This is a genomic window from Streptomyces purpurascens (assembly GCF_045040895.1).
Lineage (GTDB): Bacteria > Actinomycetota > Actinomycetes > Streptomycetales > Streptomycetaceae > Streptomyces > Streptomyces purpurascens.
In genome coordinates this window covers 5,221,967-5,241,224 of the sequence record NZ_CP108341.1, presented here as the reverse complement: position 1 = coordinate 5,241,224, position 19,258 = coordinate 5,221,967, and the positions used below count along the sequence as shown (strand labels likewise).

The window sequence follows — 19,258 nt, the reverse complement described above, 5'->3', positions numbered from 1 at the left end:
GGATCCCTCACCCTCGGTCGTGGACTGAGCCGTGCGTGCCGTGCTCGGCGACCAGCCGTTCCAGCACCGGAACGACCTCGTTGGGACTGGGCACCGCGAGCAGTTCCTCCTGGAGCCTGCGGGCGCCACGTGCGAACGACGGCTCGCCGACCAGCCGCTGGACCTGCTTGCGCAGGACGTCCGGCAGCAGGTCGGCGCTCGGCACGCACAGGCCGGCGCCGATGTCCTCCAGTCCGCGCCCCATGACCTCGGTGTCCCAGCCGAAGGCCAGGATCAGCTGGGGCACGGCGTGCAGTTCGGCCGTCGCCTTGGTGCCGACACCGCCGTGGTGCACGATCGCGTCGCACGTGGGCAGCAGGTCGTTGAGCGGGACGAAGTCGACCAGGCGTACGTTGTCCGGCAGGTCACCGGCGGCCTCGCGGGTCGCCTCGTCGACGGTCGCGACGATCTCCGCGTCCAGCTCCGCGAGGTGGGCCAGGAGCTCGGCCATGTCGACGCCCACGTCGGAGGCCGAGGAGCCGAGCGTCACACAGACGCGGCTGCGCCCGGGGTCGGCCCGCAGCCAGTCCGGCACCACCGCGGGGCCGTTGTACGGCACGTGGCGCACCTGCACGGTCGGCAGCTTCAGGTCGAGCTGGGTGCTGGGCGGTGTGGTGTTGACCGTCCACTGCCCGGTGACCATGTCCTCGTCGAACCCGGCGTCGGATCCCAGCCGCCGCAGCGTGCGCTCCAGCCACTCGGCGGTGGGGTCCTCGCGGTGCTCCGGCTCCTGCTCGGCGGCCAGCCGCAGGAACTCCTTGCGGGCCCGCACGCTGATGTCGGGGCCCGAGACCAGCCGGCAGTGCGCCGCGCCCGTCACCCGGGCCGCGATGGCCCCGGCGAGGGTGAAGGTCTCCCAGACGACGAGGTCGGGCTGCCAGGAGCGGGCGAAGTCCACGAGCGCGTCGACCATGGTGTCGTTGTTGAGCGCGCCGTAGAGCGTGGGCACCATGATGTTCTCCAGTGCCAGCAACTGCTCGTAGCTCCAGGGGTGTTCGCCCCGGGCTGCGTAGTCGAAGCCCTGCACATGGGCCGAGGCCTCGTCGTGCAGCTTGCCGAGCAGCCCGAGGTCCTCCAGGGCGCCGAGCGACCACTCCACGGGGACGGCCGTCAGTCCCGTACCCGTGATGACGTCGGTCAGCTCGGGCTGGCTGGCGATCCGCACCTCGTGGCCCGCGGTGCGCAGCGCCCAGGCGAGCGGTACGAGCGGGTAGTAGTGGGTGTGGTGGGCCAGTGAGGTGAACAGAACCCTCATCGCGTCTCCTCCTCGCCGAGTCGGGCCGGCAGCCTGACCAGGCGCCGGGTCAGGGGCGCCCGGCGCGTGCGCACCGGCTCGCCGTCCGGCCGCAGCAGCGGGAACCGCGCGGCCAGCGCCACCAGCGCGTGCTCGGCGAGCGCCCGCGCGGCCGGGAGCAGGGTGGCGCAGGCGGCCACGGGAAGGGGCGTCGGGACGCCGTTGGTCCTGGTGGCCTCGCCGAGCACGGTGACCGCGCCGGGTTCGCCGGCACCGCCGGTGCCGGCGACCCGGCCGGTGTGGGTGGTCTCGGCGGTGCCGACGCCCCCGGCGGCCCCGGTCCCGGCGGCTCCTGCGGCTCCGGCGGGCACTGTGGCCCCGGCGGTCCGACTGATCCCGGCGGTGCCGGGGGGCACGGTGCCCCCGGCGGTCCGGCTGGCCCCGTCGGCCGCGGCGGTCCCGGTGGGCCCAGCGATGCCGCTGGGCCCACCCGGCACGGCGGCGGCGGTCGTGATGGCGGTCAGGCTGTCACCGGCCTCGATACGGGTGCCGGCCACCTCGGCCGTGGCGAGGGCCACCAGGGGGCACGCCCGCCACGGCGGCCGCTGGTGCAGTACCTCCTCGACCAGACGGGCAGCGTGCGCGGGGTCCGAGCGCAGCAGCGCCCACTCCCGCGGCCGGTCGAGGAGCCTGCGCAGCGCGTCGCCGAGCAGGTCCGCCGCGGCCCGGGCCCCGGCCACCGCGAGCAGCAGGTCCGCCTCCGCGTGAGCGCGCCCGGCGAAGAGTTCCCGGAGTCCGCGTACGCCTGCCGCCAGGCGCCGCGTCGTGTCCAGCGTCTGCGGGCAGAGCAGCGCGTCCACGGCCGGGGCCGCCGCGGCGAGGTCGGCGGCGAACGCCGCGCGCCGCTCCTCGGGGACGTCCAGGACCGCGGCGTACCCGGCCGCGGTCAGCGGCTCGGCGAAGTCGGCCACCAGGTCGACCGGACCCGGGCCGAGCCGGGCCGCGGCCTGCCCGGCCTGCTCCCGCAGCGATCCGGCCAGCCTCCCCACGGCCCTCGTCCCGCCCCGCCGCGCCAGGTCCCGGGCGAGTCCCGTCGTGCGCTGCCGCTCCGGGTCGGGCAGCCAGGCCTCCGCCTGCGGCACCGCGGCGGACACCGCCGGTTCCGCGCCGGCGGACAACTCCCGCAGCGCCGCGGGGCCGGTGACCACCCAGGTGTCGAGCCGGCTGCGCCACACCGGCCCCCGCTCCGCGATCGACGCGAGGGTTCCCCCCGCGTCGTCCGTGCCGTTCTCGCCGCTCTCGAACCCCCGTACCAGCCGGGCATACGGGTCACCCTCCCCCGGTACGAACGGCTCCGCGTTGATCGCGTAGAGCCACTGTGCCGCGTGGACGAGTTGCAGTTCGCGCCCCAGGGCATTCGTCGCCGCCGTCACCCCGCCACCTCCGTCATCCGATTACCTCGGCAAGGTACGGGGCCGAATTAGAAGAACACTCGAACTGCCGTTTTCCGTATCCACCGTTCCTCAAGCAGTGCTTGATCTCCCGGTCGTACGGTGGGGAACCCACTGGACTCCCGCAAGGTGATGAGGATCCCTATGCCAGAGCACCGTCAGCAACGGGCGCTCCGCATGGGCGTGATCGGCACGGCGAACATCGCGATTCGCCGGATCATGCCCGTGCTCGCCGCGCATGACCACGTCGACCTTGTCGCGGTGGCCAGCCGGGACAAGGCCCGGGCCGAGCGGGTGGGGGCCGCTTTCGGCTGCGGTGGCGTGGGGGATTACGCGGCGCTCGTCGAGCGGGACGACCTTGACGCCGTCTATATTCCGCTGCCGCCCGGCATGCATCACGAGTGGGCGCTGCGGGCTTTGCGTTCGGGAAAGCACGTGCTGGTCGAGAAACCGATGTCGGACACGTACGAGAAAACTCTCGAGCTGATGTCGACCGCGTCGGAACTCGGACTCGTGCTCGCCGAGAACTTCATGTTCCTGCACCATTCCCAGCACGCGGCGGTACGCGCGATGCTCGACGAGTCCGTGGGAGAACTGCGGCTCTTCTCCGGGTCGTTCGCCGTGCCGCCGCTGGCACCCGAGTCGTTCCGGTACCAGCCGGCCCTGGGCGGGGGCGCGTTGCTCGACGTCGGGGTGTATCCGCTGCGGGCGGCCCAGCTGTATCTCACCGGGGAACTCGACGTCCTCGGGGCGTGTCTGCGCGTCGACGAGACGACCGGGGCCGATGTGGCGGGCAGTGTGCTGCTGAGCGACGACCGGGGAGTGACGGCCCAGCTGGACTTCGGCTTCGAGCACTCCTACCGGTCGACCTACGCGCTGTGGGGCAACCGGGGGCGGGTGAGCGTCCGGCGTGCCTTCACACCGCCGGAGCAGCTGAAGCCGGTGGTCAGGATCGAGCAGCAGGACGTGGTGACGGAGCGGTCGCTGCCCGAGGACAACCAGGTCTTCAACGCGATGGACGCCTTCGTCCGCGCGGCCCTCACGAACACCGGCCCCCTCACCGACACCTCGGCGATCCAGCGCCAGGCCCTGCTGCTCGACCGGGTCCGCCGAGCGGCCCGTCTCATAGGCGACCCGAAGTCCCGCCCGCATGACGTCCTCGCGCAGGACACAGGGCTCAGCTGAACGCAGTCAGGGGCGCGGGGAACTGCGCGAACACCCCCCACCCGCCCGCAGCCGCCGACGACACCGCGCCCCGCCAATCCTCCGGCGGGGCGCGAAGCCATTCCTTCAGCGGTCAAGAACCCTACGCAGAACCCCTTCGAGAGTCTGAGCCGCATCAGCCGCCGCCTCATCCGTACGCCACGCCACAATCCCGTCCGGCCGCACCAGACTCGCCCCCGCCTTCCCGATGCCGTACCGCTCGGACACCGCGCTCTCGGGATCAGTCAGCCCCGCCCCGACCCGGTACGCCCGCACAGGCACTCCCAGTTCCGCAGAGACCGCCTCCGCCGCCGCGACCCAGTCCGCCCCCAGCTCCCCCGCCAGCAACGTCCACCCGTCACCGAACAGATCGACCGTGGAGAGCCGCTCCCCGTGCCGCGACACCAGGACATGCGGCCCCCGGAAGCCGGGACGCCCGCTCGGCGTCAGCGGATTCTCCACCCGCGCCGGGTCGTCGTCCGTGGCCAGGACCGCCGAGGAGCGGTAGCGGAAGCCGAGCAGCGTCTCGGGGTACCCCACCGACTTGTCCCACACCTCCGCCATGTGCGGCGCCATCCGCTGCGCGTAGATCGCCAGCGCCTCGGCCACGACCAGCTCCGCGGCGACCTTGCGCTCGTCCTCGTAGGTGTCGAGCAGGCCCGCCCCGGCCTGCCCCTGCAGCACCGCCGCGAGCTTCCAGGCCAGGTCGAACCCGTCGGCGACGGCCGCGTTGCCGCTCATGCCCCCGGTCGGCGGGGTGACCTTCGCCGCGTCCCCGGCCAGGAACACCCGCCCCTCGCGCCAGCGTTCGGCGATGCGGGCCGCCATCTCCCAGCCCTGGATGTCGACGAGCTCGGGCTTCACCTCGGGGGCGTCCAGGGCGAGGCCGATGAGTTCGACGCAGCGCTGCGGTGTGAAGTCCTCGGGGCGCTCGCCCTCGTCGGGGTCGTACTCGACGAAGAGGGTGTGCCGGTCGGGCCGGTCCGTGGGCCCGAACGTGCCCTTGAACTTCGGGTGGTGGAGGTAGTACCAGCCGGTCGTGCCCGGCTCCATGATGCCGGAGAGGTCCGCGTCGAAGATGACCCCGACCATGTGGGTCAGCGTGCCGTGCCCGTACCGCCCGATGCCCAGCGACTCCCGCACCAGGCTGCGGTTGCCGTCGGCGCCCACGAGATACCCGGCGCGCAGGTCGTACTCGCCGTCCGGCCCGGCCAGCCGGGCCGTGACGCCGGCGCCGGCGTCGTCGTCGTGCTGGCGGAACGACAGCAGCCGGGTGCCGAAGCGGATGGCGCCACCGTGCTTGCGCGCCTGCGCGAGCAGGATCGGCTCCAGCTTGTCCTGGGACAGCATCGCCCAGCCGGCCGGTGTGCACGGCTCGGTGGCGGCCACCATGTCGTCGAAGCTCTCCGAGACGGTCCGCAGGATCTCGCCCCGCACGCTCTCGGCGAGCCGGATGACGAAGTCGCCCTGGGTGCCGCGGATGTCGTCGGCCCGGACCACCTCGTCCGCGACGCCCCCGATGCGCAGCAGCTCCATGGTCCGCGGGTTCTGCCCGGCGGCCCGCGGATAGGGCGAGAGGCCCGGCCTGCGCTCCACCACGAGCACGCGGACGCCCTGCCGGGCGAGGAACATCGCCGTCGACAGGCCCCCGAGGCCCGCACCCACCACCAGAACATCGACCTCGTGGTCGTTCATGTCGTTCCTCTCTCGTCGCTCTCGTCGCTCTCGTCGTTCTCGTCGTTTCTCGCGGGGTCCCGTCGCTCGGTTCACCCCCGGACGCCGACGAACAGGCCGCGGCCCGACGGCGCCTCGGGCAGGTACTCGACCGCGAAGCCGGCGTCGCGGAAGGCCTGTTCGTACTCGGAGCGGCTGAACAGGGAGATGATGTGGGTGTCGACGAAGTGCTGGGCGCCGGCGCCGGGTTCGGCGACCACGAAGTGCACGTCCATGTGCGAGGTACGGCCCCGGCGGGCGGAGTGCGAGACCCGGGAGACGGTGACGCCGTCGACGGTCACGATGTCGGCGGAGACATGGCCGTCGGCGAACGTCTCGTAGAACCACCACGGGTCGACCACGGCCACCCCGCCCGGCTCCAGATGCCGGGCGAACATCCTCAGCGCCCGGCCGAGTTCGGCGACCGACGTCATATAGCCGACGGAGCCGAACATGCAGGTCACGACGTCGAAGGTGGTGCCGAGGCGGAAGTCGCGCATGTCGCCCGCGTGCACGGTCACCCCGGGCAGCGCGGCCCGTGCCTCCTCGGCCATCGGCTCCGACAGCTCCACTCCCTCGACGTGGGCGAAGAGGTCGGCGAAGTGCCGCAGATGGCCTCCGGTGCCGCACGCGACGTCGAGCAGCCGTCCGGCGCCCGGCCTGCTCCGCCGGGCCGCGGCGGCGACCGCCTCGGTCTCGGCCCGGTAGTCCTTGCCCCGCTCCCGGTGCACCAGGTCGTAGACCCGGGCGAGGTCGGCCCCGTACATCGTCTCTCCCGCCCGCTGCTCGTCCGCCACGGTCAGGCCGCCGAGCGGGTGTGGGCGAGGATGACCTCGGCGAGCGGCCCGTGGACCGAGGAAGGCAGGGCGTGCCCCATGCCCGGGATCTCCGCGAGGCGCGCGGTGGGGATGAGCCCGGCGAGGTGCTTGCCGTGCGGCGCGGGGGCGATGGGGTCGTGCTCGGCCTGGATGACCAGGGTCGGCACGGTGACCTCGCGCAGCTCGGCGGCCCGGGACGGCGGCGGCAGGGTCAGCGAGTAGTGCGCGTACGGCTCGGCGAGGACGCCCCCCGCGTGGTCGATCGCCCGTTCCTCCCACCGCGCGTACTCGGCGTCGTCGAACGGCACACCCGTGCCGGAGAGGATGCGCCACTTGCTCACGCGCTTGGCCACCTCGGCGGCGCGTCCCTCGGCCGGCTGGTTCATCAGGGCGAGCGCGTCCAGGAACGGCTGCTGGGGCCCGGGCAGGCCGTCCAGCGTGGGTTCGCCGCGCATCACGCGCTCGATGTTGGCGTCGAAGTCGATGTCGAGCCCGCCGCCGAGCAGCATGGTCAGGCTGCTCAGCCGGTCGTGGTGGTCGAGGGCGATGACCTGGGTGATGGTCGCCCCCATCGAGAGGCCGACGACATGGGCCCGGTCGACGCCCCAGCCGTCGAGGACGGCGACCGCGTCGGCGGCCAGCTCGCCGAAGCCGTAGGGGTGCGCGGCGAAGTCGCGGGTGGTGGAGCGGCCGGTGTCGCGGTGGTCGTAGCGGATGACGTGGAGGCCGCCGTCGGCGAGCCGCCGGGCGAACTCGTCGGGCCAGCCGAGGGCGGAGAGGTTGCCGCCCATGACGAGCAGCAGCGCCGGGTCCGCCGGGTCACCGAAGTCGTCGCTCCACAGCTCGACGTCCCCGCTCGGCACGATGCGTTCGGACATGTGTCTACTCCTGTGCTGGGAGGGCTTCGGAGGCCTGGGCGGCCGGGGCCGCTTCCTCGGAGACGGCCGTGAACTCGAGGATCGAGAAGTCGAACGGGAGGGTCGTGGAGCCGCTCGTGCGCTCCGAGGCCAGGGCGAGTCCGGCCGATCCGGCCAGGTCCACGACCTCGTCCCGGGTGCGCACCCGTCCGCCCATGAACGTCAGCATCCGCAGGTCGAGCAGCGTGCTGAAGAACCGGTCGGCGCCGTCCCCCTCGACATCGGCACGGTCGAGGACCAGGAGCCTGCCTCCCGGCTCCAGCGCCCTGACGCAGCCGCGCAGGATCGTCAGCGCGTCCTCGTCGGACCAGTTGAGCAGGACGAACGACAGCAGGACGACGTCGGCGGTGACGGGCAGCGGCTTGAAGAAGTCGCCCTCCGCCACCGTGACCCGGTCGGCCAGACCGGCGTCCGCGAACCTGCGCCGGGCGCGCTCGGCGGGACCGGCCAGTTCGACCAGGGTGCCGCGCAGGTGCGGGGCCCGCAGGGCGATCGCCGCGAGCATGCCGCCGTTGCCGCCGCCCACGTCGAGGACGTGCCGGACCGCCGACCAGTCGTACGCGTCGGCCGGGGCCTCGTAGGCCAGGTCCTCGTCGCAGGACATGAGCGCGTCGAAGGAGTCGGCCAGCGCCACGTCCGCCGAGAGGTCCTCCCAGAAGGGCCGCCCGTACCGCCCGGCGTAGGCGGGGCGGCCGGTGCGGACCACGTCGAGGAGCCCGGTGAAGGCCAGGTCGGCGTGGGAGACGGCCCCGTTCAGGTCCAGCCAGGCCCGCTGCTGGGCCGGGTGGCCGTCGGCGAGGAGCATCCCGAGCCGGGTGGGGCGCAGCGGCCGGCCCTGCTTCTCGCCGCCCTCCAGGACGCCGACGACGGTCAGGTGCCGGACCAGGCGGGAGAGCGCCTGGGGATGGGTGTCCGTACGGTCGGCGAGGCCGGCGAGGGTGTCGGCTCCGGCCAGCAGGTGATCGACCAGGCGGAGTGTCGCGGCGACCCTCAGGGCCATCGGGGTCACCAGATTGCCGAGGTTCTTCAGGAGTACGTCGAGGTCCTGGTCGGTCGGTTCCAGGGGTTCCCCGGGTGAGGAAGAGCTCACCGTTTTCCTTCCCTTGGGCGTCGGTGTGCCGGACGGGCTGCTCAGGGGCGCCAGCCCTCCTCGGTGGGCCACGGCTCGCCGAGCTGGCGGTAGGTGCCGAGATAGTCGGGCCAGTCGCGGTGGTCGCGGATCTTTCCGTCGACGATCCGGATGAGGTGAATCTGTTCGCCGGAGAACTTGCGCCCGGTGGCGGGCATTCCTACGAGTTCACCCACCTGACGTCCGTACAGGGCGAGTTTCGCCCGCACCCAGCTGCCTTTCTCCTCGTAGGAGATCTCCTCCAGATGCGCGTCCTCGGAGAAAGTGAGCTTCAGCCACTTCACCGCGAGTGCGAACGCCTCGGGACCGCGCAGTTCCGGCATGTGTTCCAGGGCACCGGGATTGAGGTACTCCTCGTGGATGAACTCGGCCACGTCATCCGTTTTTCCGGTGTTGTAGCTGTTCACCATGCGGCGAACAATGTCGATGCGATCGCTCACGGTCGGCACTCCTTGTCGGTCGTCGATGAGTTCATCCTGACTTCCGCACCTCTCCGCAACAATCCTTTTCCGCACCGTCTCGACCCGTTGACAAGCCGGTTTCGAGCGGCCGCCGAGCGCCTTCCGACTCACATTTCAGAGGGACGAGTCAGGGTGGTCGGGTCGGCTTTCGTCACCCGGAGGACCCATGGACAAGACGAAGTACAAATCGACGGTCACCGAGGCGTTCAACAATGCCGCGGCGACTTATGACCAGTTGGGCGTCGAGTTCTTCACACCGATGGGCCGGCGACTGGTGGAAAGGGCCGATCCGCAGCCCGGGCAGCGCGTTCTCGATGTGGGATGCGGCCGGGGCGCGTCCCTGTTCGTGGCGGCGGAAAGGGTGGGCCCGTCGGGCCATGTGCTCGGTATCGACATCGCGCCGGCCATGGTGGAGGAGGCCCGCCGGCAGGCCGGCACGCTCGGCGCCCGGCACGTGGAGGTCCGGGTCATGGACGGCGAGCACCCGGACTTCCCGCCCGCCTCCTTCGACGTGGTGACCGGCAGCTACAGCCTGATCTTCCTGCCCGACGCGCCGGCCGCGCTCCCCCGGTACGCGGCCCTGCTGCGGCCGGGTGGCCGGATCGCTTTCACCAGCCCGGTCTTCACGGAGGACACGTTTCCCTTCCTGCCGCCGGTGTTCACGGAACTGATCCCCGAGCGCCTGCTGCGCAACCTGCCGGCCGACTGGCGGCCGGACGCGCTGAAGCGGCGGTTCAACAGCTGGCTTCAGGACACCGGCGACCTGACCCGGACGATGGTCGGCGCCGGGTTCGAGGACGTGGAGATCGCCGACGAGCACATCGATCTGCGCGCGCCGGACGGCGAAACCTGGGTCGACTGGTCCCACACGCAGGGAATGCGGTTGCTGTGGCAGCACCTCCCGGAGTACGAGAACCGGCAGCTGCGCCACCGCCTGACCACCGAGCTGGACCGGCTGCGCGGCGAGGGTCCGCTCCATCTGCCCACCCCGGTCCGGTTCGTCAGCGCGTCGGTCCCGGACTGAGCGGCCCCACGGAGCACGTGGAGCCCGGTCCACCCCTCGGACAGGGCTCCACGTGGTGTCAGTAGACGCGCACCGCGCCGGAGGACGACATGCGCACGATGTCCCCGGTGGGCCTGCGGAGGTTGCCCTGCGCGTCGATCGACTCCGCGTTGAGGATGGAACGGTGCAGTTCCTGGGCCATCGGGCCGGGTTCGAGGCCGAGATGGTTCACCAGGTTGACCCGCAGGCGCTGGAAGAGCTCCAGGGCCTGCGCCCGCCGGCCGTTGAGGTAGAGGGCCCGCATGTACTGGGCGTGCAGGCCCTCGTGGTACGGGTTGTCGGCCGTCAGGGCCGCGAGCTCGGTGAGCACCTCGCGGTACATGCCGAGCCGCAGCTGGGTGTCGACGAGGTACTCCAGGACGACCAGCCGGGACTCCTCGAACTGCTGGCGACGCCCTTCGAGGATCCGGCCGGCGACGACGTCCACGAGCGCGGGTCCGCGCCACAGCTGCAGCGCGCTGGAGAGGGTGGACAGCGCGGTGCTGTCGTCCCCCGACGACAGCGCCCGGCGTCCGTCCGAGACGAGCTGATGGAACCGGTGGACGTCCAGATCCCCCTGGGTGGTCCGGAAGAGGTAGCCGCCGGACCGGGTCACGAGGATCTCGGAGGCGACCTGACGGGCGGTCATTCCCGTCGCGGACGCCAGCAACTTGCGCAGGTTGAGGATGTAGGTCTGCAGCGTGGTCAGGCAGCTGACCGGAGGCTCCTCGTCCCAGAGTTCGCGTATCAGTGACGACACGGGTACCACCTGGTCGGCGTGCACCAGCAATGTGGCCAGAACGCTTCTCATCTTCGGTGCGCTCGGAGTGTGCAGATCACCCTCGACCTGCACGGAAAGTGGGCCTAAAACACCCAGCTTCACGACGTTCCCCCATAGATCGCAGAAAGACTGGTCTACCGAGCATCAACGCCTCAGGCGGTTCACAAGTTCCCCACAGGGAGAAACGGAATGTCGCCAGAAAGGAAAGCGCTGTCAGCGCCGGAATTTCGTTGCGTGAGCAACAAACCGGTTGCGCAATCAACAAGACGACCCGGGTGCGCGGGTGCCGCCGAACGAATCAGGCCACCTTCAGCAGCGTATTCACGACGGCCAGAAACCCGGCGGGGGTCGTCACCTCGGAAAGATCCTCTTCGGGGATCTCCACGTCGTACTCGCGCGAGACCCGGGCCGCGGTCTCCAGAAGGGCCAGCGAGTCATACCCGAGGTCTGTGAATTCCATGTCAACTGCGTTTTCCGCGCTGGTTACGGACTCCTCTTCCCCCGCGCACTCACGCAGGATGGCAAAGAGTTTCTCGCTCGTCAGTGCCGCCACGACAGTTCTTCCTCCCCTTGCGGTCGATACCTCTCGCTCCTTCGGTGCCGGCCGACGCATCGGTTACCGGGCTGATGTTGCATCACCGCGGTCGGCTACGGCCACGAAGTTCACCCTATGCAGATTCAGAAGGAACAGACTCGAGAACCGATCGAGCGGACTTGAACAGAAGGTGACCATGGGGCTCCTCACCTCGCATCGCGGTCGATATCGGCGGGGCGATTGTTGTCGGTCGGGAGACTTCCGGCCTACTGTCGCAGAGAATGCCCAGACTAAGGAGGAGCCAGTGAAAGGAATTGTGCTGGCAGGCGGCTACGGCAGCCGTTTACACCCGATCACCCTGGCTGTTTCGAAGCAGTTGCTTCCCGTCAACGACAAGCCGTTGATCTACTACCCTCTCTCGGCACTGATGCTGGCCGACGTCCGGGACATCCTCATCATCGCCCTGCCCGGCGACATCCCCCAGCTGCGCCAACTGCTGGGCGACGGCAGCCACCTGGGGATCTCCCTGACCTACGCCGAACAGCCCGTTCCCAACGGACTGGCGCAAGCCTTCCTCACCGGCGCCGAGCACATCGGCGACGACTCGGTCGCCCTCGTCCTGGGCGACAACATCTTCCACGGAAACGGTTTCTACGATCTCCTGGACGTGCACTCCCGGGACATCGACGGCTGTGTCCTCTTCGGATATCCGGTCACCGATCCCGAGCGCTACGGCGTGGGCGAGGTCGACGAATCAGGCCGGCTCGTCTCCCTGGAGGAGAAGCCCGAAAAGCCCCGATCGAATCTCGCCATCACCGGGCTCTATCTCTACGACAACGACGTCGTGGAGATCGCTCGCGGAATACGCCCGTCGGCACGCGGCGAACTGGAAATCACCGACGTCAACCGGATCTATCTGGAACAGGGCAGGGCGAAACTCGTCACGTTCGGCCGCGGATTCGCCTGGCTCGACGCCGGCACTCCGCAGTCGCTGCTCCAGGCCGGCCAGTACGTCCAGACCCTCGAGGACCGACAGGGCGTACGGATCGCCTGCCTGGAGGAAGTCGCCCTCCGCATGGGCTTCATCGACGCCGACGCCTGCCACCGGCTCGGGGCGAAACTGTCCCGGTCGGGGTACGGCGAGTACGTGATGGCGGTGGCGAGCGAACTGAACATCTGACCGCCCCTGGGACGCGTGCCGGGACGGGGACGATGCCCCCGGCCCGGCCGCTCCCCGGCTTCTCACTCCCCGTCGAGCAGGGTCAGCTGCTCGTCGTCGAGGGTGATGTCCGCCGACGCCATGTTGGCGCGCAGATGGGACAGGGAGGCCGTGCCCGGGATGGGCAGCAGGACCGGTGAGCGGTGCAGCAGCCAGGCGAGCGCCACCTGCGTCGTCGTCGCCCCCGCCTGCGCGGCCACCCGGGCGAGCGCACTGTCCGGCGCCGGCCGGGCCGTACCGGCGAGCGGCTTCCAGGCGATGAAGGCGATGCCCTCCCGCTCGCAGTGGTCCAGCTCCTTCTCGTAACGCCGGTCGTAGAGGTTGTACTTGTTCTGCACGCTCACGACGCGTGCCACGCCCCGGGCCTGCTCGATCTGCTCCACCGTCACCTCGGAGAGCCCGATGTGGCGGATCTTCCCCTCGTCCTGGAGCTGCTTCAGCGCCCCGACCTGGTCCTCCAGCGGCACCTGGGGATCGACCCGGTGCAGCTGGAAGAGCTCGATGCGCTCGAGCCGCAGCCGGCGCAGGCTCAACTCGGCCTGCTGGCGCAGGTAGTCGGGCCGGCCCAGCACCCGCCACTGATGGGGACCGGGCCGGACCTCACCCGCCTTGGTGGAGACGACCAGGCCCGGCGCGTAGGGGTGCAGCGCCGACGCGAGGAGTTCCTCGTTGGCCCCGAGCCCGTAGACGTCGGCGGTGTCGATGAACGTCGCGCCGAGTTCGACCGCGCACCGTGCCACCTCGGCGGCCTTGTCCGGCCGGGTGGGCGGGCCCCAGTGGTGGGGGCCCGTGAGCCGGAGCGCCCCGAAACCGAGCCGGCCCACGGTGAGGTCGCCTCCCAGGGTGATGTGTGTACCGACGGCTCGGCCGGGTCGCACGGTGACGGTTTCCTTTCAGCCGGGGGTCAGGGAAGCCGGACGGAGAGCGGGTGCTGGAAGACGCCGCGGGGGTCGTACTTCGCCTTGACCTTCTGCAGGCGGCGGTATCCGTCCTTGTAGTAGAGGGTGTGCCAGGGAACGTCGGAGGTGTTCCAGCGCGGATCGGCCAGATCGGTGTCGGGATAGTTGATGTAGCAGCCGTCGTGGTCGTCGTTCGGCACGGGAACGCCGCCGGTGTCGCGGAACACGTCCCGGTACAGCTCGCGGATCCAGTTCAGGTGCACGTCGTCGAGGCCCGGATCCATCCAGGTGGCGGAGAACCACGCCTTGAGGATCGAGTCACGCTGGGGCACGGCGGTGGCCCCGGGCGCCACGGTGTTGACCTTCCCCCCGTACGAGTAGAGGTCGACGGCGCCCCAGCCCTCGAACGCGGGGTCGGTCAGGTGCTTGTGGACGGTCTTGATGCGCTCGGGTGTCCAGGCGCGCCTGAGGTAGGCGCTCTTCGACTTGTGCCGGTCGTACCCGCCGGTGTCGAAGCGCGCGCCGAGGGTGGCCTGGAGCCAGAGGTCGTCGGTGTGCTCGACGGCCGGCTCCAGGCCGGTCCCCGCGTTGACGGCGGTGACATACCGCTCGATCAGTTCGGCGGCGTCCGCGCGGCCGCCGTCGAAGCGGATGTCCAGGGAGATGGAGCCGATCGCGTGTGTGTTGAGGTGCAGGGTGCTGTAGAGGCTGCCGTACCGGGCGTCGGTGTGGTTCTGCTCGTACCACCGGCTGAAGTTGGTGACGATCCGGGTGAACTTGGCCAGGTCGAGATCGGCCCACGACCAGGTCACAAAGGTGGAGCGGAGCCGGGTGGGCGGCTTGGGCAGCAGCGCCGAGGGGTCGTCGCCCGAGGCCCCGGGCGTACGGAACAGATAGCGGGTGACGATGCCGAAGTTGCCGCCGCCGCCCCCGGTGTGCGCCCACCAGAGATCGTGGTGGGGATCGTCCCGCTCGCGGGTGGCGGTGAGGGTGCGGGCCTTGCCGGAGGCGTCCACCACGACGACCTCGACGCCGTACAGATGGTCGACGACCGTGCCGTCGCGACGGGTCAGCGGCCCGTATCCGCCGCCGGCGACATGCCCGCCGGCACCGACTTGGGGGCAGACCCCGGCGGGCAGGGTCACGCCGTAGTCGTAGAACAGCGTGCGGTAGACCTCGCCCAGGGTGGCGGCGGGCTGCACGGCGAACGCCCGGTGCTCCTTGTCGAAGTAGACCGCGCGCATGGGCGAGGTGTCGATGAGCACGCGGACGTCGCGGTGGTCGGCGAAGTTCTCGAAGCAGTGCCCGCCGCTGCGGACCGCGATCCGCTTCCCGGCCGCCACGGCGTCCGTGACGACCTGGTCGATCTGCTTCGGCGTGTGGACCACGTGCACGAGGTCCGGCGCCCCGACGAAGCGGGCGTTGAATCCCCTGCTGACCAGTTCGCCGTACCGGGGGTCGGCGGCGGCGACCGTAGTGACCGGCGGCTCCGGCACGCACACGGTGGCCCTGGCCCGTGCGGCCTCGGCCGGTGCCGCGGCGGCCCCCGTGGTGGCGACCGCCGCGGCACCGGCCCCTGTGCTTCTCAGAAATCCGCGACGACTGAATCCGCCCATGGCACAACACCCAACCCTTCGATGAGAAACGAGTGGGTGGAACGGCACGATGACGCGTCCCCCCCTCACGGCACGGCCCCCTGCCGTCCGCGCGCGGGACCCGGGTCGAACCGGGTCCTCGACCGACGCGCACTCCCCCGAGCATCGCCGTAGCCGCCTCCTCACCGGAGGCGTCGGACACCCGTCAGCCTTGTGCGGGCCCCTGTGGCTCCAGCACGACGACGGGGATCTTCCGGTCGGTCTTCTTCCGGTAGCTCTTGTACTGCGGAAAAATCACGGTCATCGCCTCCCACAGGCGATCCCGTTCCCCCTCTTCCGCCTCCCTGGCGACCGCCTCGAACGTGTCCGCGGCCACCTGCACTCGCACCCGCGGCTCCGCCAGCAGGTTGAGGTACCAGTGAGGATGGTGGTCGGATCCGCCGTTGGACCCGACGACGACGTAGTTGCCCTGATCCTCCCCGTAGATCAGTCCGGTCCGCCGCAGCGCCCCGGAGCTGCGTCCCCGTGTGGTCAGCAGCAGCGTGGGCTTTCCGTACCAGATGTGCCCCTTCGAACCCTCGCTGGCCACGTATCGACGCACATGCGTAGCGACCCAGCCGGTCGGGCTGTCGAGCACCTCGTCCTGTTCGTGCATGCACTCACTCCGTCCGTCGGTGGGCACAACGTATCACCGGATACTCCAATTTGAGTATCACTCAGTACTTCCCCTCAAATCACTTGGTTCAAGGGGGAGTTGCGCTGTACGACTGCTTTTGGCAGCCCCGACGGACGCGGTACGAGCATGCTGGGCCGGACCCGCCTCACGCAACGAGTTCCGGACACCGGCCACCCGCTCTCGACCGCGCCTCGAGTGAGCCTCGACCGGCTGCCGGGGCCTCGCGGACGTGCTCCGGCAGACGTGTTCTAGAAGGGGAACCCGCTGCGGCCGTGCTGCACCGAGATCCACTTGGTCGTGGTGAACGAGTCCAGCATCGTGTCGCCGTTCAGCCGGCCGATCCCCGAGTGCTTCTCGCCGCCGAAGGGGACGATCGGCTCGTCGTGGACGGTGCCGTCGTTCACGTGGAACATGCCCGTGTCGATCTGCTTGGCGAACGCGACGCCCCGCTCGATGTTCCCGGTGTGGACGGCACCACTCAGGCCGTACGGCGTGTCGTTGACGAGGCGTACGGCCTCCTCCTCGCCGTCGAACGGGACGAGGAACGCGACCGGGCCGAAGACCTCCTGCTTCAGCAGGGCCGAGTCGGCGGGGACGCCGGTCAGGACGGACGGCTCGACGAGGTTGTCGGTCCGCCCGCCGCGCACCAGGGCCGTGGCACCCTCGGCGAGGGCCTGCTCGACCACGCCGGAGACGGCGTCCGCCTGCGAGGAGTTGATGACCGGGCCGATGACGGTCTCCGGGTCACGCGGGTCGCCCGCCTTGAGGGTCTTCACCTTGGCGACGAACTTCTCGGTGAACTCGTCCGCGACCGACCGGTCGACCAGGACACGGTTGGCGGCCATGCAGACCTGGCCCTGATGGACGTACCGGCTGAAGACGGCGGCGTCGACCGCGTAGTCGATGTCGGCGTCGTCGAGGACCACCAGCGCGCTGTTGCCGCCCAGTTCGAGGACCGAGCGCTTGAACAGCCGGGCGCAGACGGTCGCCACGTGCCGGCCGACCGTGTCGGAGCCGGTGAAGGAGATGACCTTGGGGACCGGGTGCTCGATGAAGGCGTCGCCGATCTCCGCGATGTCGGTGATGACGACGTTCAGCAGACCGCCGGGCAGCCCCGCGTCCTCGAAGATCTTCGCGACCAGGGAGCCGCCGACGACCGGCGTGTTCTGGTGCGGCTTGAGCACCACGGCGTTGCCGAGCGCGAGCGCCGGGGCGACCGACTTGATCGACAGCAGGAACGGGAAGTTGAAGGGGCTGATCACACCCACGACGCCGACCGGCACGCGGTAGACGCGGTTCTCCTTGCCGTCCACCGGCGAGGGGATGATCCGGCCCTCGGGACGCAGCGCCAGGTGGACCGCCTCGCGCAGGAACTCCTTGGCGAGGTGCAGCTCGAAGGCGGCCTTCAGACGGGTGCCGCCGAGCTCGGCGATGATGGCCTCGGAGATCTCCGCCTCGCGCTCCTCGATCAGCCGAAGGGCCTTCTCGAAGACGGCGCGGCGGGCGTACGGGTTGGTCGCCGCCCACTGCTTCTGGGCACGGGCCGCGGCCAGGTACGCCTGATCGACCTCGTCGGCCGTGGCTATGGTGATCGACGCGAGCTTCTCGTCGTCGTACGGGTTGAAGTCGATGATGTCCCAGGAGCCGGTACCCGGGCGCCACTCACCGTCGATGTACTGCTGTGCAAGGTCGGTGAAGTAGGACGACGACATGTGATCCCTCGATCCCTAAGCAGACCTCTGATCGCGCCTTCACGATCTGATCACACGTCATCGTACTTCTGTTTTAGGAGAGTTGGAGGAGCCCTTCAGGAGAGCTGGAGGAGTCCTCGGAGAAGATCCCGGCTCTCCGAAGGGCCCGGGCTGTCGCTCTGGAGTTCCTTGAGCGCCTTCTCGTACTGGGCGACGTCCTCGGCCTTGTCGAGGTACAGCGCGCTGGTGAGCTGCTCCAGATAGACGACGTCCGAGAGGTCGGACTCCGGGAAGCTGAGGATCGTGAACGCGCCACTTTCGCCGGAGTGGCCGCCGAGGCTGAACGGCATGACCTGGAGCCGCACATTGGGCCGCTCGGAGATCTCGATGAGGTGCTGGAGCTGACCGCGCATCACCTCGCGGTCGCCGTACGGACGGCGCAGGGCGGCCTCGTCCAGGATGATGTGGAAGTCGGGCGCCCGCTCGTCGACGAGGTACTTCTGCCGCTCCAGACGCAGCGCCACCCGCCGTTCGACATCGGCCTCGCTCGCGCCCTGCATGCCCCGCCGGACCACCGCGTGCGCGTACGCCTCGGTCTGCAGCAGGCCGTGCACGAACTGCACCTCGTACGCCCGGATCAGCGACGCCGCGCCCTCCAGGCCGACGTAGGTCGGGAACCAGCTGGGCAGCACGTCCGAGTAGCTGTGCCACCAGCCCGCGACATTGGCCTCCTTGGCCAGGGACAGCAGGGAGGCGCGCTCCTGCTCGTCCGTGATGCCGTACAGCGTGAGCAGGTCCTCGACGTCCCTGGTCTTGAAGCTCACCCGGCCCAGCTCCATCCGGCTGATCTTCGACTCGGAGGCGCGGATCGAGTAGCCCGCCGCCTCGCGCGTGATGCCCCGCGCCTCACGCAGACGCCTGAGTTGTGATCCGAGCAGCATGCGCCGCACCACCGATCCCGGCTCTCCCGCGCTCACGTTCGCCAGCCTCCCCAACGTCTTCAGGGGCCGAAGTCTGCCACTAAAACACTCCGAGCAGTACTCGTCCGGTTACGGAAACGGAATCGCATCGGAGGACGCACGCGCGTGAATGCAAGAAGGAGGCATGCGAACGGCCTGAGAGAGACGCGAAGATGACGGAAAAATTGACCAACAAGCGGTACGGGACGGCTCATTCCGGTCACGTGCACGTGCATCTGCCCTTGCATCTGCTGAACGCATCCGAAACCATGGTCCCGCACCACCGCCGCATCGCACCGACCGCGAATTCCCGGGAGTGCCTCGCATGGGGACGAATGGATCAACCATGCTCGAGCCGTTACGGCAGGGCCTTCCGCCGCTTGATCCAGCGGCCGTGTCCGACGCCGCCTCCTGCGCTCTGCCCGCTCGCTACGAAGCGGTGCGCGACGCACGGCGGTTCACCCGCGGAACCCTCGACCAGTGGGACATGGGCGACCGCTTCGACGACGTCTGTCTGGTGGTCTCGGAGCTCGTCACCAACGCCCTGCGGCACGGCCTGCCGGCCGACACCGCGTGCGCCGCGGACCGGGAGCCTCCGGTGCGGCTGCACCTGATGCGCTGGACCGAGCGTCTGGTGTGCGCGGTACGCGACCCCAGTCACGACAGCCCCGTCGCCCGGGAGACCGACGACTTCTCGGCCGAGTCCGGCCGCGGGCTGTTCCTCGTCGACTCCTTCAGCGACAGCTGGGGCTGGCACCCGCTCGCGGGCGCGCTCAGCGGCAAGGTGGTCTGGGCGCTGTTCCGGCTGCCGCGCCCCGGCAGCGAATAAGAAACCGCGGCGCTTCCTGGCGCCGCGGTTCTACGCGCGTTACAGCGCGTGGATTTCCGATTACCCC

18 protein-coding genes are annotated in these 19,258 nt (G+C 70.1%); 4 read left to right on the top strand and 14 right to left on the bottom strand.

Annotation, left to right across the window (positions count from 1 at the left end; all coding sequences use genetic code 11):
- Positions 1-7: 7 nt before the first annotated feature.
- Positions 8-1,294: an activator-dependent family glycosyltransferase gene (locus OHU35_RS23895; protein ID WP_189725819.1), complete on the bottom strand. Its 1,287-nt coding sequence runs from the start codon at positions 1,292-1,294 to the stop codon at positions 8-10.
- Positions 1,291-2,706: a hypothetical protein gene (locus OHU35_RS23890; protein WP_233878646.1), complete on the bottom strand. Its 1,416-nt coding sequence runs from the start codon at positions 2,704-2,706 to the stop codon at positions 1,291-1,293. Before OHU35_RS23890 ends, OHU35_RS23895 begins: the two co-directional genes overlap by 4 nt.
- A gap of 162 nt (positions 2,707-2,868) precedes the next feature.
- On the opposite strand from OHU35_RS23890, the gene OHU35_RS23885 reads away from it, so the two are divergent.
- The gene (locus OHU35_RS23885) at positions 2,869-3,909 is read left to right on the top strand and encodes a Gfo/Idh/MocA family protein (RefSeq protein WP_229873085.1); all 1,041 of its coding nucleotides are present in this window, start codon (positions 2,869-2,871) and stop codon (positions 3,907-3,909) included.
- A 105-nt stretch (positions 3,910-4,014) separates the two neighbouring features.
- Here OHU35_RS23885 and rdmE read toward each other — a convergent pair whose 3' ends face one another.
- From rdmE to OHU35_RS23860, 5 genes are all read right to left on the bottom strand, one after another.
- Positions 4,015-5,622 (bottom strand): aklavinone 12-hydroxylase RdmE, encoded by a 1,608-nt coding sequence (gene rdmE / locus OHU35_RS23880; RefSeq protein ID WP_405506785.1) that lies wholly within the window; start codon positions 5,620-5,622, stop codon positions 4,015-4,017.
- A 71-nt stretch (positions 5,623-5,693) separates the two neighbouring features.
- Complete coding sequence (locus OHU35_RS23875) at positions 5,694-6,407, bottom strand: trans-aconitate 2-methyltransferase (RefSeq protein WP_189725932.1); 714 nt, start codon at positions 6,405-6,407, stop codon at positions 5,694-5,696.
- Positions 6,408-6,439: 32 nt separating this feature from the next.
- Complete coding sequence (locus OHU35_RS23870) at positions 6,440-7,336, bottom strand: alpha/beta fold hydrolase (RefSeq protein ID WP_189725817.1); 897 nt, start codon at positions 7,334-7,336, stop codon at positions 6,440-6,442.
- 4 nt (positions 7,337-7,340) lie between these two features.
- Entirely contained in the window at positions 7,341-8,465 is a 1,125-nt protein-coding gene (locus OHU35_RS23865) for a methyltransferase (RefSeq protein WP_189725816.1), read from the bottom strand.
- A gap of 41 nt (positions 8,466-8,506) precedes the next feature.
- Positions 8,507-8,944, bottom strand: coding sequence for an ester cyclase (locus OHU35_RS23860; RefSeq protein WP_189725815.1), 438 nt, complete (start codon positions 8,942-8,944; stop codon positions 8,507-8,509).
- Between the two features lie 187 nt (positions 8,945-9,131).
- On the opposite strand from OHU35_RS23860, the gene OHU35_RS23855 reads away from it, so the two are divergent.
- A complete protein-coding gene (locus OHU35_RS23855; protein WP_189725814.1) occupies positions 9,132-9,989 on the top strand; it encodes a class I SAM-dependent methyltransferase in 858 nt (285 codons plus the stop codon).
- A 58-nt stretch (positions 9,990-10,047) separates the two neighbouring features.
- Here the strand turns inward: OHU35_RS23855 and OHU35_RS23850 are convergent, their stop codons facing one another.
- Together OHU35_RS23850 and OHU35_RS23845 are read right to left on the bottom strand one after the other, a co-directional pair.
- The gene (locus OHU35_RS23850) at positions 10,048-10,818 is read right to left on the bottom strand and encodes an AfsR/SARP family transcriptional regulator (protein WP_184594679.1); all 771 of its coding nucleotides are present in this window, start codon (positions 10,816-10,818) and stop codon (positions 10,048-10,050) included.
- Between the two features lie 268 nt (positions 10,819-11,086).
- Positions 11,087-11,341, bottom strand: coding sequence for an acyl carrier protein (locus tag OHU35_RS23845; protein ID WP_031103832.1), 255 nt, complete (start codon positions 11,339-11,341; stop codon positions 11,087-11,089).
- A 286-nt stretch (positions 11,342-11,627) separates the two neighbouring features.
- Between OHU35_RS23845 and rfbA the strand changes: the two genes are divergently transcribed.
- Positions 11,628-12,503, top strand: a complete 876-nt coding sequence (gene rfbA / locus OHU35_RS23840) for a glucose-1-phosphate thymidylyltransferase RfbA (protein WP_189725813.1) — start codon at positions 11,628-11,630, stop codon at positions 12,501-12,503.
- A 62-nt stretch (positions 12,504-12,565) separates the two neighbouring features.
- Here rfbA and OHU35_RS23835 read toward each other — a convergent pair whose 3' ends face one another.
- The 5 genes from OHU35_RS23835 to OHU35_RS23815 form a co-directional block, all read right to left on the bottom strand.
- The gene (locus tag OHU35_RS23835) at positions 12,566-13,420 is read right to left on the bottom strand and encodes an aldo/keto reductase (RefSeq protein WP_189725812.1); all 855 of its coding nucleotides are present in this window, start codon (positions 13,418-13,420) and stop codon (positions 12,566-12,568) included.
- A gap of 26 nt (positions 13,421-13,446) precedes the next feature.
- Positions 13,447-15,057 carry an FAD-binding oxidoreductase gene (locus OHU35_RS23830; protein ID WP_189725811.1) on the bottom strand — a complete coding sequence of 537 codons (1,611 nt, stop codon included), beginning with the start codon at positions 15,055-15,057 and terminating at the stop codon, positions 13,447-13,449.
- Positions 15,058-15,241: 184 nt separating this feature from the next.
- On the bottom strand, positions 15,242-15,691 hold the full coding sequence (locus OHU35_RS23825; protein WP_189725810.1) for a nitroreductase family deazaflavin-dependent oxidoreductase: 450 nt from the start codon (positions 15,689-15,691) through the stop codon (positions 15,242-15,244).
- Between the two features lie 269 nt (positions 15,692-15,960).
- Complete coding sequence (locus OHU35_RS23820) at positions 15,961-17,424, bottom strand: aldehyde dehydrogenase family protein (RefSeq protein WP_189725809.1); 1,464 nt, start codon at positions 17,422-17,424, stop codon at positions 15,961-15,963.
- 95 nt (positions 17,425-17,519) lie between these two features.
- On the bottom strand, positions 17,520-18,344 hold the full coding sequence (locus OHU35_RS23815; protein ID WP_189725931.1) for a helix-turn-helix transcriptional regulator: 825 nt from the start codon (positions 18,342-18,344) through the stop codon (positions 17,520-17,522).
- Positions 18,345-18,687: 343 nt separating this feature from the next.
- On the opposite strand from OHU35_RS23815, the gene OHU35_RS23810 reads away from it, so the two are divergent.
- Positions 18,688-19,191, top strand: coding sequence for an ATP-binding protein (locus OHU35_RS23810; protein WP_189725808.1), 504 nt, complete (start codon positions 18,688-18,690; stop codon positions 19,189-19,191).
- The last annotated feature ends 67 nt before the right edge of the window (positions 19,192-19,258 follow it).